This is a genomic window from Paracoccus sp. (in: a-proteobacteria), assembly GCF_046289755.1.
Taxonomy (GTDB): domain Bacteria; phylum Pseudomonadota; class Alphaproteobacteria; order Rhodobacterales; family Rhodobacteraceae; genus Paracoccus.
Genome location: NZ_JBKBVD010000005.1, coordinates 64,871 through 78,127, shown reverse-complemented (window position 1 = coordinate 78,127; position 13,257 = coordinate 64,871). Strand labels below are relative to the sequence as shown.

Sequence of the window (13,257 nt, the reverse complement as noted above, 5' to 3'; positions counted from 1 at the left end):
TGGTTCGTTTCTTGTTCTGGTCTCGTCTTTGATCAGCCCATCCAGCGACGCACCGGGGCGCGGGCCTCTTCCAGAGGCTGACAGATGATGTCCACCAGCGTGGGTCCGTCATGCGCAACCGCCTCGCGCAGGACACCTTCCAGCTTGTCGGGGTCCTCGACCCGCCAGGATTTCACCCCATAGGCGGCGGCAATCGCCGCCTGATCGGTGCGGTTGAATTCCACATTGTAATAGCGCTGGCCGCAGTCATCATGCTGGCTGGCCTTGATCCAGCCATAGTTCGCATTGGAAAACACGATAAAGGTGATCGGCGCGCGGCAGCGCGTCACGGTCTCCAGCTCGCCCACGGTGAAGCCAAAGGACCCGTCGCCCATCAGCGCCACGACCTTGGAGGCGGGCCGCCCGAACCACGCCCCAAGCGAGGCCGACAGCGAATAGCCCAGGGCTCCGTGCGCGCGGTTGGTGATGAAGTGACGGCCCTTCTGCGGCAATGTGTAATAGGCCGAGAAATAGGGGCACGAGGTGCCGGGGTCGGACACGACCGTCGCATCCTCGGGCAGGACCTTTTGCAGGCTGGCGATGATGCGTTCGGGCCGGATCGGGGCCTCGTTGCTGTCTGCCAGCTGGGCGAAGCGGTCGAACTTGCGCTTGCGGATATCGGCCACCGCCGCCGCACCGCCGAAGGTCGCGGCCCCCTGCCCGCGCCGGTCCAGCTCCGCATTCAGCGCCGTCAGCGACAGCAACAGATCGCCCGGCACGCCCACCTCGATCTCATAGACCGCGCCCAGCACCATCGGGTCCACATCGAACTGCACGACGCGGGTGCCCGCCGTCGGGGCCTCCCACCGCGAGGTCGTGGTCGACCCCGCCCGGCAGCCCAGAAAGATCACCAGATCGGCCCCGGCCATCGCCTCCCATGTCTCATCCGTGCCGCCGTTCGAGCCGACGACGCCGACGCAATTGGGATGGGTTTCCGCCAGCGACCCCTGCCCCGAAATCGAGGTGGCCACCGGAATGTCCAGCCGCGTGGCCAGCCGGTCCAGTTCCTCCATCGCGCCCGCGATGACGACCCCGCCGCCGCAGACGATGACCGGCCTGTGGGCCGACAGGATCGCCTCGGCCGCGGCCCGGATCGCGCCGTCCTCGGGTCCCGTGCGATAGGCGGGATAGCGGGCCAGCGCCGGATCGGCCCAGATCTCGGCCTCGGGGACGGCGTCATACTGGATGTCATAGGGCAGACCCAGATGCGCCGCCCCCGACCGGCCTGTGGTCATGGCGCGGAACGCCTGACGCACCATGCGCGGAATGTGATCGGCGCGCCGGATGACGGTGTTCCACTTGGTCAGGGGCCGCATCAGCGCCTCCTGATCCACCTCGGTCAGGGGATAGCGGCCATATGAGGCCACCGAGACATCCGTGGTGATCCCCAGCACCGCATAAGAGCTTTCCGACGCCTCGATCAGCCCGGGCAGGATATAGGTCGCGCCGCCACCCGAGGGGCCCTCGGCCACGCCCACCCGCCCGGTCACGCGCGAATAGGCATCGGCCATATAGGTCGCGCTGCGTTCGTCGCGGGTCAGGACGTGGGTGATGCCGTGATCAAGGCCCCGCATCGCGTCATAAAAGGGCAGCGTCGTATCCCCGCACAGCCCGAAGATGTGTTTGACCCCATGCGCCTGCAGCATCCGCACCATCGCCTGCGCGCCGTTCTGCGTCTTGCCCGTCTGTGCCGTCATGGTCGCGTGCCCCTTGCCGTTCCTGCGTTCTGTCGGCGGTCAGCTACCGGAACGCATAATTGTGTTTGATGCTGTATACAGACCATTATCCAGGAAGGTCTGCAACATCTTTCCCACGATGCGGAAAAGGGTATAAGATCGGGCATTCCGGCGTCATCGCCCAAGCAAAGCTGCAAGGTACTGTCAGATATGACGAAAAGCGCCACCAGATCGGACGGCATCTACTGCAAGGTCAAGGAGATGGCCGCCCGGTTCGACTTCAAACCTGACGAGCGAATCAACGAAAGCGAGCTGTCAGTCCGCCTTGATGTGTCCCGCACGCCGCTGCGCGAGGCGCTGAACCGGCTGGCCTCCGAGGGGTTTCTGACCTATCAGAGCGGACAGGGATTTTTCTGCCGGTCGCTGAATCCTCTGGAAATCCGCAACCTGTACGAGGCCCGCGCCGCCATCGAATCCGAGGCGGTGCGCCTGGCGACAGACCGCGCCAGCGATGCGGCTCTGGCCGAGCTGGAACATTTTATCCGCGACGCCCGTGCCACCTATCGCCCCGGCACCTCACCGGTCGAACTGGTCCGGCAGGATCAGGAGTTCCACCTGCGGCTGGCGCAGCTTTCGGGCAATGCCGAGTTGTTGAAAATGCTGGAAAACATCAACGCCCGGATTCACTATATCCGCCTGATCGACCTGCAGGCCATGAGCGAGCAGCATGGCGGGAAGGATCTGGACAACCGGTCACATGAACGGATCGTCGCGGCGATGCGCGCCCGCGACCGGGCCGCGGCCTCGCAACAGGTGCGCGACCACATTGAAGAGCGGTTGAGCGAGGTGACGAACAACGTCAAGCGTGCCTTTTCGCTGATATATGTCCCCCAGGACATCTGACCCTGTTATCGGTGCGCCGGATCCCGTTCAGACAACTCCAATAGAGCGTGAGGGCGGGGCGTGCCGCGTCACAGATCCTCCTATGTGGTCAGCAGGGACAGAAAGAGCTGCCGCTTCGGCTGCGCGATCGCTGGATCTCGTTTCTTGCTGCCCGGTCCGGTTGCCGTCAATTGCCGGGTTCTTCCGTCGCACGTCCCAAACCGATGGCGCCGGATGTTCCCTCGGCCCGGAATCTGGCCGATTCCGTCGCGACTGCCGATGTCACAATCATGCCCGGCTATCTGCTGCGCCCGAAGGGGAACTGCGGCCTTTACCCGATTTGCGCAACAGCGCCCATTCAAGTGCTGCCTGAAACGGCGTGCAGGGGCAGATCAGACGCAGCGGCACAGGTCCGGACTGATGCACATCAGGCCGTCATGCGACATTCAGGAATAAGGAAACGTCACGGGCGCGCCTGAACAGGAGACGGACATGAACGACGTGACGGACAGGACCGGCAGTCTTGATTTGCACGCATCGCCGGTTGATACGGCGCTTGCCGCCTTGACCACCACGGCTGAGGGGCTGTCATCCTCAGAGGCAGCCGCCCGGCTGGCCCGGCACGGGCCGAACCGTCTGCCCGCCGCCCCGCGCCGCCCCGCCATCCTGCGGTTTCTGGCGCATTTCCACAACGTTCTGATCTATGTCCTGATCGCCGCCGCCGTGGTGACAGCGGCGTTGGCACACTGGGTCGATACGGGGGTGATCCTTGCGGTCGTCGTCGTCAATGCCGTCATCGGATTTGTCCAGGAAGGTCGCGCCGAGACGGCGATGGCGGCGATCCGGTCCATGCTGGCCCCCCATGCCTCAACTCTGCGCGATGGACGTCGGATCGATATCGACGCCGAGGCTTTGGTGCCAGGCGATATCGTGCTGCTGGAGCCCGGCGACAAGGTGCCCGCCGACCTGCGTCTGATCGAAGTCCGCGGCCTGCAGGTGCAGGAGGCGATCCTGACCGGCGAGTCGATGGCCGTGGACAAATCCACCGATGCCGTGGATGCCGACGCCCCCCTGGGCGACCGCATGGGTGTGGCCTTCAGCGGCACGCTGATTGCTGCCGGAACCGGACGCGGCGCGGTGATGGCGACCGGGGCCGCCTCCGAGATCGGTCGGATCAGCGGCATGCTGAGCGAGGTCACGGTCCTGACCACGCCGCTTGTGGCCCAGATGGATCGGTTCGCGCGCTGGCTGACACTGTTGATCCTGCTGGTCGCGGGGGTCTTGCTGCTGGCAGGTTATTTCATGGAACACATCGCCTTTGCCGATCAGTTCATGGCCGTGGTCGGCTTGTCGGTGGCGGCCATCCCAGAGGGGCTGCCGGCGGTGATGACCATCACCCTGTCGGTCGGGGTCCGGACCATGGCGCGCCGCAACGCCATCGTCCGCCGCCTGCCCGCGATCGAGACGATCGGCGCGGTCTCGGTCATCTGCACCGACAAGACCGGCACGCTGACCCGTAACGAAATGATGGTGGCCCAGATCGTCACCTCTGCAGGCCGGTTCGACATCGAGGGGCTGGGCTATGCCCCGGAAGGCGCCATCCGTCCCGCGCCTGATGCCAACACCCTGCAGGAGGCAGGCCTTGCCGCCGCGCTTTGCAACAATGCCGATCTGTCGCAGACCGCGGACGGCTGGCAGGTCGCGGGCGATCCGATGGAGGGGGCGTTGCTGGCCTTGGCCGCGAAGACGGGCACCGATATCACGGGCTGGACCCGTCAGGACGAGATCCCCTTCGACGCCGTCCACCGTTACATGGCCGTCTCGGTCACCGGGCCGCAGGGGCAGCGTCTGGTCCTGGTCAAGGGCGCGCCCGAGCGGGTGCTGTCGCTCTGCGCCGATCAGGCGGGTCCGGACGGCCCACAAGCGCTGGACCAGAGCCTCTGGCAGGACGAGGCGGAACGCATCGCTGCACAGGGCCAGCGGGTGCTGGCTTTGGCGCTGCGCCACGCACCCGACGCGGCACTGCGCCCTGCCGATCTGGACGGCCACCTGACACTGATCGGGCTGGTCGGCCTGATCGACCCGCCCCGCCCCGAGGCTATCCGGGCCGTCGCCGACAGTCACGCCGCCGGGATCGTGGTCAAGATGATCACCGGCGATCATGCCGGGACCGCCGCCGCCATCGGGCGGCAGATCGGGCTGGTCAACCCCGGCGCGGTGCTGACGGGGGCCGATCTCGACCGGCTGGACGATGACGCCCTGACCGCCGCGGTCACAGACACGAACATCTTCGCGCGCACCTCTCCTGCGCATAAGCTGCGGCTGGTGATGGCTTTGCAGGCGCAGGGGCTGACCGTCGCGATGACCGGGGACGGCGTGAACGACGCACCCGCGCTGAAACGCGCCGATGTCGGCATCGCCATGGGGGTCAAGGGATCCGAGGCCGCCAAGGAAGCTGCCGAGCTGGTGCTGGCCGACGACAACTTCGCCTCGATCGTGGCGGCGGTGCGCGAGGGGCGGACCGTCTATGACAATATCCGCAAGGTCATTTCCTGGACCCTGCCCACCAATGCAGGCGAGGCTGGCACGATCATTCTGGCGCTGCTGCTGGGCATGTCCCTGCCGATCTCGCCCGTGCAGATCCTGTGGATCAACCTGATCACCACCACGACCCTGGGGCTGGCGCTGGCCTTCGAGACGCCCGAGGGCGACACGATGCGCCGCCCGCCCCGTCCGCGCCATGCCGGCCTGCTGACGGGCGCGCTGGTCTGGCAGGTCTGCTTCGTGGCAATCCTGTTCGTCGCCGCGATTTTTGGCGTGTTCATTCACACCTTGGACCGGAGCCACGACATTGCCTTGGCGCAGAGCATGGCCATGAACACGGTGGTCATGCTGGAGATCGCCTATCTGTTCCTGATCAGGACAAGCTTTGGCAGCTCGCTGAATTGGGCCTCGATCCGCGCGACCCGGGCCGTTTGGATCGCCGTCGCAATCATCGTGCCAGCACAGATCATGGTGACCTACCTGCCGCTGGCCCAGACGGTTTTTGGAACAGCGTCGATGTCGGGCGCCGACTGGCTGCTGATCCTTGGCATCGCAGCGCTTCTCTGTGTTTTCGTCGAAATCGAAAAGCAGATCCGCCGCAGGCTGGAGTTGAGGACGTAGCAAGAATGGCCCCTAACGCGTGAAGCTCGATCCAGCATTATCCAGGGGGTCCTGAGATGGAACTGGTTGCAGATGCGGGTGAACAACTCGAAGGCGCTGTCGGACATGTTCCAGTTGCTGGGCGCGACGCCCCGGCAGATCCCGGTGGCCAAGCTGTACACAGCGTTGGAGACCGGCATGGTCGATGCGCAGGATCACCCGGTGGGCATCGTGCAAAGCTTCAAGTTCGAAGAGGTGCAGGACTATCTGTCCCTGACCGGGCGCGCCTATTCCGCACTGGCGTTGGCCATGAACCTGAACAAGCTCAACGGCCTGCCCGAGGATCAGCGGGCCTTGATCATGGAGCTCGCCACCGAGGCGGTCGAGATGCAGCGCGGCCCGGCCCAGGACCGCGAAGAGGAGATGCTGGCCGATCTGGAATCCAAAGGGATGCAGATCAATCGCGACGTGAACGCGGCAGCCTTCCAGGAGGCGGTGCGCCCGGTCTGGGACAGCGATGTTCAGGCCAATGGCGATGCGGACGTATCCGCAATAACAAGCGAATGAGACATGCGACCGGGACGGATTGCCGCCCCGGTCGTCTTACGCCCCCGCACTGCTGACGCGGATCAGCAGTTCCGGGGCAATGCGCAGAGTGGCGGGCTGCGCCAGTTTGCCGTCCAGCGCCTGCAGGATCACAGACGCGGCCTCGCTGCCGATACGGTAGGGAAATGGGTTCACGGTCGTCAAGGGTGGCACGCAAATCGCCGCGATCTCGTAATCGCCGAACCCCGCCACGGCCACCCGCCCCGGCACATCGACCCCCTGTCGCTGGCATTCGGTCAAGGCGCCAAAGGCCGACAGGTCCGACACGCAGACCACCGCATCCGTATCGGGCAGACGCGCCAGCAGATCGGCCATTGCCGCCGCCCCCTCGGCCATCGAAATCGGCGGCGGACCCGCATCGACCAGCCGCGAGGCGTCCAGCCCATGCCGCTGCATTGCGGCCACGAAGCCCCGCCGCCGGTCGGTGCCGCGCGTGTCGCGTGCCGCATCGCCGCCGATGAACGCGATGCGCCTGCGCCCCAGGGCCACCAGATGATCGACCAGCGTGGCCATGGCGGCGGCGTTTGAAAAGCCCACGACATGGCCGATGGGGCGAGCCGGGAGATCCCAGATCTCGATCACCGGAATGGCGGCCTTGTCCAGCAGGGCGCGGGTGCGGTCGGTATGGGTGCCGCCGGTGACGACCATCGCCTCGGGGCGGCGGCGCAGCAGTTGGGCGATCAGGGTTTCCTCGGCCTGCACGTCGTAATCGGTATAGCCCAGCAGGATCTGCAACCCCCGCGCGCGCAGACCGTCCGACAGGCCGCGCACCGTATCAGCAAAGTTGGCATTGTTGATCGAAGGGATCGTCACCGCCACGAAATCCGATCGCTGCGAGCGCAGCGCGGATGCGGTGCTGTCAAAAACATAGCCAAGCTCCTCGGCCGCGTTCATGACCGCGGTCTTGGAGGTTTCACTGACAGTGCCGTCATTCTTGAAGGCGCGGCTGACGGTCATCGGCGACACGCCAGCCAACCGGGCGATGTCTATCATGGTGGGGGCGCGACGGGACAAGGGCAAAGGCTTTCGGGGCGATGTTCGGGCTTTCGCCACTAGACCGCGATCGTCAGGCATTTCAAGCTGTCAGATCGTGACCATGGGCAGGGGTGATGTGGTGATGAATGCGCCGGTCGAAGAACCGTGCCCGAATGGCTTCGGTTTAGGCCTTCGCGCGCGTCCGTGCAGGGCTGGCCAGGGCGGTGTCGACCGCTGCCAGATCGGGATAGCTGATGGCCAGGATCACCGCGCGCACGATCCACGGCGCGTTCAGCGGCAGGATCACGGCCTGCGCGTCCTCTGCGGCCTCGGCCGCGCTGGCGGTGACGATGGCGCCGCCCATCGCGCCCGCACCGATCAAAGCGATGGTCTGGGTCATGTAGATTGTCTTTTCAGGGCAGCCGCTGCGGCATCGACAAGCCTGTCCAGCGGCTGCGTGATGTCCAGCGGCACGGCCTCGGCCGCAGACGGGGTTTCCAATGTAGCAATCTGGCTGTCCAGCAGCGCCGGCGGCATATAATGCCCCGCACGCCCGGCCATGCGGGCGGCGATGACCGCGCGCGGTCCGGTCAGATGCAGAAATCGCACCGCCCCCCCCGCCCCTGCCCGTAACCGGTCGCGATAGGCACGGCGCAGGGCTGAGCAGCCGATGATGACTGGCGCCCTCTCGGCCAGCGTCGCGGCCACCTTGACCAGCCAAGGCCAGCGATCATCATCGGTCAGCGGAATGCCCGCCGCCATTTTCGCAACATTCGCCGCCGGGTGCAGGTCGTCGCCGTCCAGATACGGAATGGCCAGACGCTCGGACAGCGCCAGGCCGACACTGGTCTTGCCGGTCCCGCAAACCCCCATGATGACGACGCGCAGCATCAAAGAGACGCCGTGATGCCGCCATCGACATACAGCACATGGCCGTTGACGAAGCTGGAGGCTTCCGAGGACAGGAACACGCAAGCCCCCACCAATTCCTCGACCCGGCCCCACCGTCCGGCCGGAGTGCGCTTTGCCAGCCAGGTGGTGAATTCAGGATCGGCGACCAGCGCGGCATTCAGGGGTGTGTCGAAATAGCCCGGCGCGATCGCGTTGCAGTTCAACCCGTGTCGTGCCCAGTCCGTCGCCATGCCCTTGGTCAGGTTGCCGACCGCTCCCTTGGTCGCCGTATAGGGCGCGATCGAGGGCCGGGCCAGCGCCGTTTGGACACTGGCGATGTTGATGATCCGCCCCGCTCCGCGCCCGATCATGTGGCGAGCCACCGCCTGGCCCACGTTGAAGACCGACGCCACATTTGTCTGCAGCAGCTGCTGGAACGCGTCGGCCGGAAAGTCCTCCAACGCGGTTCGGAATTGCATTCCAGCGTTGTTGACCAAAATGTCGATTGGTCCATGCTCGGCCTCGAAACCGTCGACAGCCGCGCGAACGGCAGCATGGTCGGTCACGTCGAACGGCAGGACTTGCGCGCCGGGGATCGTCTGCGCGGCCTTCGCCAGTTTGTCCGCATCGCGCCCGTTCAGCACGATCTGCGCACCCGCATCTGCCAGCCCGCGCGCCAGCGCAAGCCCGATGCCCTGCGAAGATCCGGTGACCAGCGCTCGGCGCCCGGTCAGATCGAAAAGTCCTTGGCTCATGGTGTCCTCCGTTCTGGTCCGCGTTCGTTTGTCACTCGACAGTCCCTTGTGGATCCGGTTATGGTATCGATACCAAATACTGTCAAGCCATACCGCCGGAGGAATGATGACCAAGCCTGAAATCCTGCAGACCGGCCCATATCCTGATTGGGATCAAGGCCCACTGGACGCACAATTCACCATGCACCGCCTGTTCGAGGCACCCGATCGCATGGCTTTCCTTGCCGAGCATGGACCGAATGTCCGCGGCATCGCCACCCGAGGCGAGCTGGGCGCCGACGCAGCGATGATCGCCGCCTGCCCCCAACTGGAAATCATCAGCGTCTATGGGGTGGGTTATGACGCGGTCGATCTGGGGGCCTGCAAGGCACGCAGCATCCGCGTGACCAACACCCCCGATGTGCTGACCGCCGATGTGGCCGATCTGGGCGTCGCGATGATGCTGGTTCAGTCGCGCGGCATGATCGGGGCCGAGGCTTGGGTCCGTGACGGATCCTGGGCGGAAAAGGGTCTTTATCCGCTACAGCGGCGGGTCTGGGGCAAGCGTGCTGGCATTCTGGGCCTCGGCCGCATCGGTTTCGAGGTCGCCAAGCGCCTGCAGGGCTTTGACATGCAGATCAGCTATGGCGAGTTGGCGCCGCGCGATCATGCTCATCCCGACTGGCAGTTCGTGTCCGACGCGGTGGCCCTGGCCGCGCAATCTGACGTGCTGTTCGTAACGCTGGCCGCGTCCGCCGCCACCCGCCATATCGTCAGCCAACAAGTGATCGAGGCGCTTGGCCCGGATGGTCTGCTGATCAACATTTCGCGCGCCTCCAATATAGACGAAGAGGCTCTGCTGAATGCGCTGGAAGCGGGCCGCCTTGGCGCGGCCGCGCTGGATGTGTTCGAGGGCGAGCCGGCGCTGAACCCCCGCTTTCTTACCCTGAAAAATGTGCTGCTGCAGCCGCACCATGCATCGGGCACCTATGAGACGCGGCACGCCATGGGCAAGCTGCTGCGCGACAACCTGGCCGCGCATTTTGCTGGCCACCCCTTGCTGACGGAGGTCGTGTGATGAAAGCACTCGTCATTCACGCTGCACAGGATCTGCGCATCGAGGATCGCCCTGATCCAACCCCGGGCCCAGGGCAAATCCTGCTGCGCTTGGCTATGGGCGGCATTTGCGGGTCCGATCTGCACTACGTCAACCACGGTGGTTTCGGCGCGGTGCGCCTGAAAGAACCGATGATCCTTGGCCATGAGGCGTCGGCACATGTCGAGGGTTTGGGCGAGGGTGTCACAGGGTTCGCACCGGGCCAGCTGGTCGCGGTGTCGCCCTCGCGTCCCTGCGGCGATTGTCGGTTCTGCCATCAAGGTCTTCCAAACCATTGCCTGAACATGCGCTTCTATGGCTCGGCCATGCCCTTCCCGCATGTCCAGGGCGCATTCCGGGAATTGCTGGTGGCGGATGCGGCCCAATGCGTCGATGCGACCGGCTTGACGCCGGGACAAGCCGCCATGGCCGAACCCTTGGCCGTCACGCTACACGCCACAAAGCGCGCCGGCGACATGCTGGGTGCGCGGGTTCTGGTGACCGGCTGTGGGCCCATCGGGCTGTTGTCCATTCTGGCGGCGCGGCGGGCAGGTGCCCAGCAGGTTGTCGCGGCGGATCTGTCGGATTTCACCCTTGGCCTTGCACGGCAGGTTGGCGCTGATGTGACGGTCAACCTGGCCAGTGACCAGGATGGCCTGGCGGTCTACGCGGCAGATAAGGGGCATTTCGACGTGCTTTACGAATGCTCGGGCGCGCAGCCCGCGCTGGCGGCGGGGATCGCGGCAATGCGTCCGCGCGGCATCGTGTTGCAGCTGGGCCTGGGCGGAGACATGACAGTGCCAATGATGGCCGTCACTGCAAAAGAGTTGGACCTCCGCGGTTCGTTCCGCTTCCATGACGAGTTCGCAACCGGTGTCTCTCTCATGCAGCAGGGGCTTGTCGACGTGTCGCTGCTCATCAGCCATACTTTGCCGCTGGATCGCGCAGCCGAGGGCTTTGCACTCGCATCCGACCGTAGTCAGGCAATGAAGGTACAGATCGTGTTTTGAACGACCGGGCAGCACTCTGTTCCTTCACAGTCATCCATAAGGAGGAACTATACCTGAAAATCGACAGATCGCTCTTGTGACGGGCGCCAGCCAGGGGATCGGAAAAGCAACGGCAAAAGCTTTGGTTCGTGCGGGCTACTTCGTTGTTCTGGTCGGCCGCGATCAGACGAAGCTGGACAAGGCGGCGGCGGAAGACCCCGACAGCACCTGGGCCCTGAGCTGTGATGTCGCCGATCCCCAAGCCGTCGATCAGATGTATACCGCGATCCACGACCGGTGGGGGCGCCTGGATCTTGTCTTCAACACTGCGGGGGTCAGCCTGCCCGCAACCGAGATCGGGGATCTGGCTTGGGGCGATTACGGCAGTTGCAACACTATCAGAAAGAACGAGGGTTTTTCTTGCAGCCACCTATGAGCAAAGATTTTCAGGAATCTGTGCTAAAATGCTGATATTCATAAGGATCTGCGAGGGAAGGCGAGGGGGCGGTAACGGTTGAGAAAAAGAGGGATCGGCCGCCTTTGTCCGCAAGCGACCGCTCCGCCCGGGCTTGAAATCGAGCAATTCTTACGTTACATGTAACAGAAAGGAGACCAACTATGTCAAGCTCCGTTTCGGAACGTGTCCAGAAGCGCCGGCAGGCCATGCGCGCTGCGGGCCTGCGCCCTGTTCAAATCTGGGTGCCGGATACTCGCCGCCCGGGCTTCGCTGCAGAGTGCCAGCGGCAGGCCGCGCTGATTGCCGCCTCGGATCGGACTGACGCCGACCTGACGGAGTTCATGGATGTGGCCCTGAAGGATCTGGATGAGTGGCGGTGAGGCGTGGCGATCTTGTGACGATTGCTCTTCAGGGTGATTATGGCAAGCCGCGCCCGGCTCTGATCATTCAGGCGGATCAATTCAATGGTCTAGGCTCAGTGGTGATCCTGCCTCTGACGTCGACTCTGATCGACGCGCCGCTACTCCGCCCGACGGTCAGGCCATCGCCCGACAACGGGCTTCGCACGCCATCGCAGATCATGCTGGACAAGCCGATGACAGTGAAGACGGAGAAGGTCGGACCTTCCTTCGGCCATCTCGATGATCTTGCCATGATCGGTGTCAGCCGCGCGCTGGCCTTGTTTCTCGGCGTGGCAGGGTGAAGCACAGCATAAGCGGTCGCTGGCCCCGCTGTCGGCTCAGCTTGACGGCTTGAAGTTCCACGGCAGCAGGCCATCGAGGCGGCTTTGTGGATGGCCGTTGGCGATCGCCGTGAGGGTGGCCTTCAGATAACCGTCGATCTGGAGGGTGCCATCGAAGCCGGTCAGGAAGGTCTCGGCATTCACGTCATCGCGTTTCCTTATGAACTGGTGCAAGGGATACCAGCTGAAGCTATCATCTGAAACGACACACCTGTGCAGAGGTCGCGCATAATGGACATCAGGCGGCTTAACGCTTTCGTAAAAATCGTTGATATCGGCAGTATCACCCGTGCCTCGGCGATCCTGCACATCGCGCAACCAGCACTCAGCCAGCAGATCGCGGCGCTGGAGGCGCATTTCGGCAAGCCCCTGCTGCTGCGGTCAAAACGCGGTGTCATCCCAACCGAGGCGGGCAAGGTTCTGTACAAGCATTGTCAGATGCTCTTGCGGCAGATGAGCCAGGCCGAGGCCGATATCGCCACCTCGTCCGAAGAGATCACCGGCTCCGTCCGTATCGGGCTGGCACCCCTTGGGCTGGGTTCGCTGGTGGCGGCCAAGCTGATCCAGAAAGTCCGAGAGACAAATCCGGGAATCTCGGTTTACATCAATGAGCCTGTCGGCGGTGGGGCGATCAGCGAACAGATCATGACAGGCAGGATGGACGCCGCTCTGATATTCGATCCCGGCGAGATCCCCAGTCTGATCTTTGAACCGATCTGCACTGAAGAATTGTTCTTTGTCGGCACCGGTCTGCAAGCGCCCGACAATGGCGAGATCTCGTTCGCCGAGGCGGTTTCGCACCCTCTGGTTCTGCCCAGCCAGATCCACACGATCCGTCAGCTCATCGACACGACACTGGCGCGGGTCGGAACAACGGCGAAGGTGGTGGCGGAAACGGAATCGATCTCGATCCTGTCCAACGCGCTGGTCGAGGGACTTGGCTGCACGATCCTGCCATCTTCAGCGGCCCTGGCGGTCATGCGGCGGGCGCCCGACGCACGGCGGGATAACAACCCCCCCCCCAAC

The 13,257-nt window shown here is 64.3% G+C and carries 15 protein-coding genes; 9 read left to right on the top strand and 6 right to left on the bottom strand.

Annotated elements, in window-relative coordinates; genetic code table 11:
* Positions 1-32: 32 nt before the first annotated feature.
* The gene (locus ACK41U_RS03085; RefSeq protein WP_409675774.1) at positions 33-1,736 is read right to left on the bottom strand and encodes a thiamine pyrophosphate-binding protein; all 1,704 of its coding nucleotides are present in this window, start codon (positions 1,734-1,736) and stop codon (positions 33-35) included.
* A 189-nt stretch (positions 1,737-1,925) separates the two neighbouring features.
* On the opposite strand from ACK41U_RS03085, the gene ACK41U_RS03080 reads away from it, so the two are divergent.
* From ACK41U_RS03080 to dctP, 3 genes are all read left to right on the top strand, one after another.
* Positions 1,926-2,618: a GntR family transcriptional regulator gene (locus ACK41U_RS03080; RefSeq protein WP_409675771.1), complete on the top strand. Its 693-nt coding sequence runs from the start codon at positions 1,926-1,928 to the stop codon at positions 2,616-2,618.
* Between the two features lie 471 nt (positions 2,619-3,089).
* Positions 3,090-5,762: an HAD-IC family P-type ATPase gene (locus ACK41U_RS03075; RefSeq protein ID WP_409675768.1), complete on the top strand. Its 2,673-nt coding sequence runs from the start codon at positions 3,090-3,092 to the stop codon at positions 5,760-5,762.
* A 72-nt stretch (positions 5,763-5,834) separates the two neighbouring features.
* Positions 5,835-6,308: a TRAP transporter substrate-binding protein DctP gene (dctP, locus tag ACK41U_RS03070; RefSeq protein WP_409675765.1), complete on the top strand. Its 474-nt coding sequence runs from the start codon at positions 5,835-5,837 to the stop codon at positions 6,306-6,308.
* Positions 6,309-6,344: 36 nt separating this feature from the next.
* Here dctP and ACK41U_RS03065 read toward each other — a convergent pair whose 3' ends face one another.
* From ACK41U_RS03065 to ACK41U_RS03050, 4 genes are all read right to left on the bottom strand, one after another.
* On the bottom strand, positions 6,345-7,340 hold the full coding sequence (locus ACK41U_RS03065; RefSeq protein ID WP_409675762.1) for a LacI family DNA-binding transcriptional regulator: 996 nt from the start codon (positions 7,338-7,340) through the stop codon (positions 6,345-6,347).
* Positions 7,341-7,506: 166 nt separating this feature from the next.
* Positions 7,507-7,722 (bottom strand): hypothetical protein, encoded by a 216-nt coding sequence (locus ACK41U_RS03060; RefSeq protein WP_409675759.1) that lies wholly within the window; start codon positions 7,720-7,722, stop codon positions 7,507-7,509.
* A complete protein-coding gene (locus ACK41U_RS03055) occupies positions 7,719-8,213 on the bottom strand; it encodes a gluconokinase (protein ID WP_409675756.1) in 495 nt (164 codons plus the stop codon). The genes ACK41U_RS03060 and ACK41U_RS03055 overlap by 4 nt, the downstream gene beginning before the upstream one ends.
* A complete protein-coding gene (locus ACK41U_RS03050; protein ID WP_409675889.1) occupies positions 8,213-8,968 on the bottom strand; it encodes an SDR family oxidoreductase in 756 nt (251 codons plus the stop codon). The genes ACK41U_RS03055 and ACK41U_RS03050 overlap by 1 nt, the downstream gene beginning before the upstream one ends.
* 106 nt (positions 8,969-9,074) lie before the next feature.
* On the opposite strand from ACK41U_RS03050, the gene ACK41U_RS03045 reads away from it, so the two are divergent.
* The 5 genes from ACK41U_RS03045 (at position 9,075) to ACK41U_RS03025 (ending at position 12,192) form a co-directional block, all read left to right on the top strand.
* Complete coding sequence (locus tag ACK41U_RS03045) at positions 9,075-10,025, top strand: 2-hydroxyacid dehydrogenase (RefSeq protein ID WP_409675753.1); 951 nt, start codon at positions 9,075-9,077, stop codon at positions 10,023-10,025.
* Complete coding sequence (locus ACK41U_RS03040) at positions 10,025-11,053, top strand: L-idonate 5-dehydrogenase (protein WP_409675750.1); 1,029 nt, start codon at positions 10,025-10,027, stop codon at positions 11,051-11,053. Before ACK41U_RS03045 ends, ACK41U_RS03040 begins: the two co-directional genes overlap by 1 nt.
* 76 nt (positions 11,054-11,129) lie before the next feature.
* On the top strand, positions 11,130-11,468 hold the full coding sequence (locus tag ACK41U_RS03035; protein WP_409675747.1) for an SDR family oxidoreductase: 339 nt from the start codon (positions 11,130-11,132) through the stop codon (positions 11,466-11,468).
* 182 nt (positions 11,469-11,650) lie between these two features.
* Positions 11,651-11,869 (top strand): antitoxin MazE family protein, encoded by a 219-nt coding sequence (locus ACK41U_RS03030; protein WP_409675744.1) that lies wholly within the window; start codon positions 11,651-11,653, stop codon positions 11,867-11,869.
* Positions 11,860-12,192: a type II toxin-antitoxin system PemK/MazF family toxin gene (locus ACK41U_RS03025; RefSeq protein WP_409675742.1), complete on the top strand. Its 333-nt coding sequence runs from the start codon at positions 11,860-11,862 to the stop codon at positions 12,190-12,192. The genes ACK41U_RS03030 and ACK41U_RS03025 overlap by 10 nt, the downstream gene beginning before the upstream one ends.
* Positions 12,193-12,228: 36 nt before the next feature.
* Here the strand turns inward: ACK41U_RS03025 and ACK41U_RS03020 are convergent, their stop codons facing one another.
* A complete protein-coding gene (locus tag ACK41U_RS03020; protein ID WP_409675739.1) occupies positions 12,229-12,375 on the bottom strand; it encodes a transposase domain-containing protein in 147 nt (48 codons plus the stop codon).
* An 87-nt stretch (positions 12,376-12,462) separates the two neighbouring features.
* On the opposite strand from ACK41U_RS03020, the gene ACK41U_RS03015 reads away from it, so the two are divergent.
* On the top strand, positions 12,463-13,257 hold a 795-nt coding region (locus ACK41U_RS03015; protein ID WP_409675736.1), incomplete at its 3' end, for a LysR substrate-binding domain-containing protein.

Bases quoted from the DNA above. Each gene is read 5' to 3' on its own strand.
- ACK41U_RS03030 (WP_409675744.1), top strand. From the start codon at position 11,651: ATGTCAAGCTCCGTTTCGGAACGTGTCCAGAAGCGCCGGCAGGCCATG.
- ACK41U_RS03085 (WP_409675774.1), bottom strand. From the start codon at position 1,736: ATGACGGCACAGACGGGCAAGACGCAGAACGGCGCGCAGGCGATGGTG.
- ACK41U_RS03050 (WP_409675889.1), bottom strand. From the start codon at position 8,968: ATGAGCCAAGGACTTTTCGATCTGACCGGGCGCCGAGCGCTGGTCACC.
- ACK41U_RS03055 (WP_409675756.1), bottom strand. From the start codon at position 8,213: ATGCTGCGCGTCGTCATCATGGGGGTTTGCGGGACCGGCAAGACCAGT.
- dctP (WP_409675765.1), top strand. From the start codon at position 5,835: ATGCGGGTGAACAACTCGAAGGCGCTGTCGGACATGTTCCAGTTGCTG.
- ACK41U_RS03060 (WP_409675759.1), bottom strand. From the start codon at position 7,722: ATGACCCAGACCATCGCTTTGATCGGTGCGGGCGCGATGGGCGGCGCC.
- ACK41U_RS03080 (WP_409675771.1), top strand. From the start codon at position 1,926: ATGACGAAAAGCGCCACCAGATCGGACGGCATCTACTGCAAGGTCAAG.
- ACK41U_RS03075 (WP_409675768.1), top strand. From the start codon at position 3,090: ATGAACGACGTGACGGACAGGACCGGCAGTCTTGATTTGCACGCATCG.
- ACK41U_RS03045 (WP_409675753.1), top strand. From the start codon at position 9,075: ATGACCAAGCCTGAAATCCTGCAGACCGGCCCATATCCTGATTGGGAT.
- ACK41U_RS03065 (WP_409675762.1), bottom strand. From the start codon at position 7,340: ATGATAGACATCGCCCGGTTGGCTGGCGTGTCGCCGATGACCGTCAGC.
- ACK41U_RS03040 (WP_409675750.1), top strand. From the start codon at position 10,025: ATGAAAGCACTCGTCATTCACGCTGCACAGGATCTGCGCATCGAGGAT.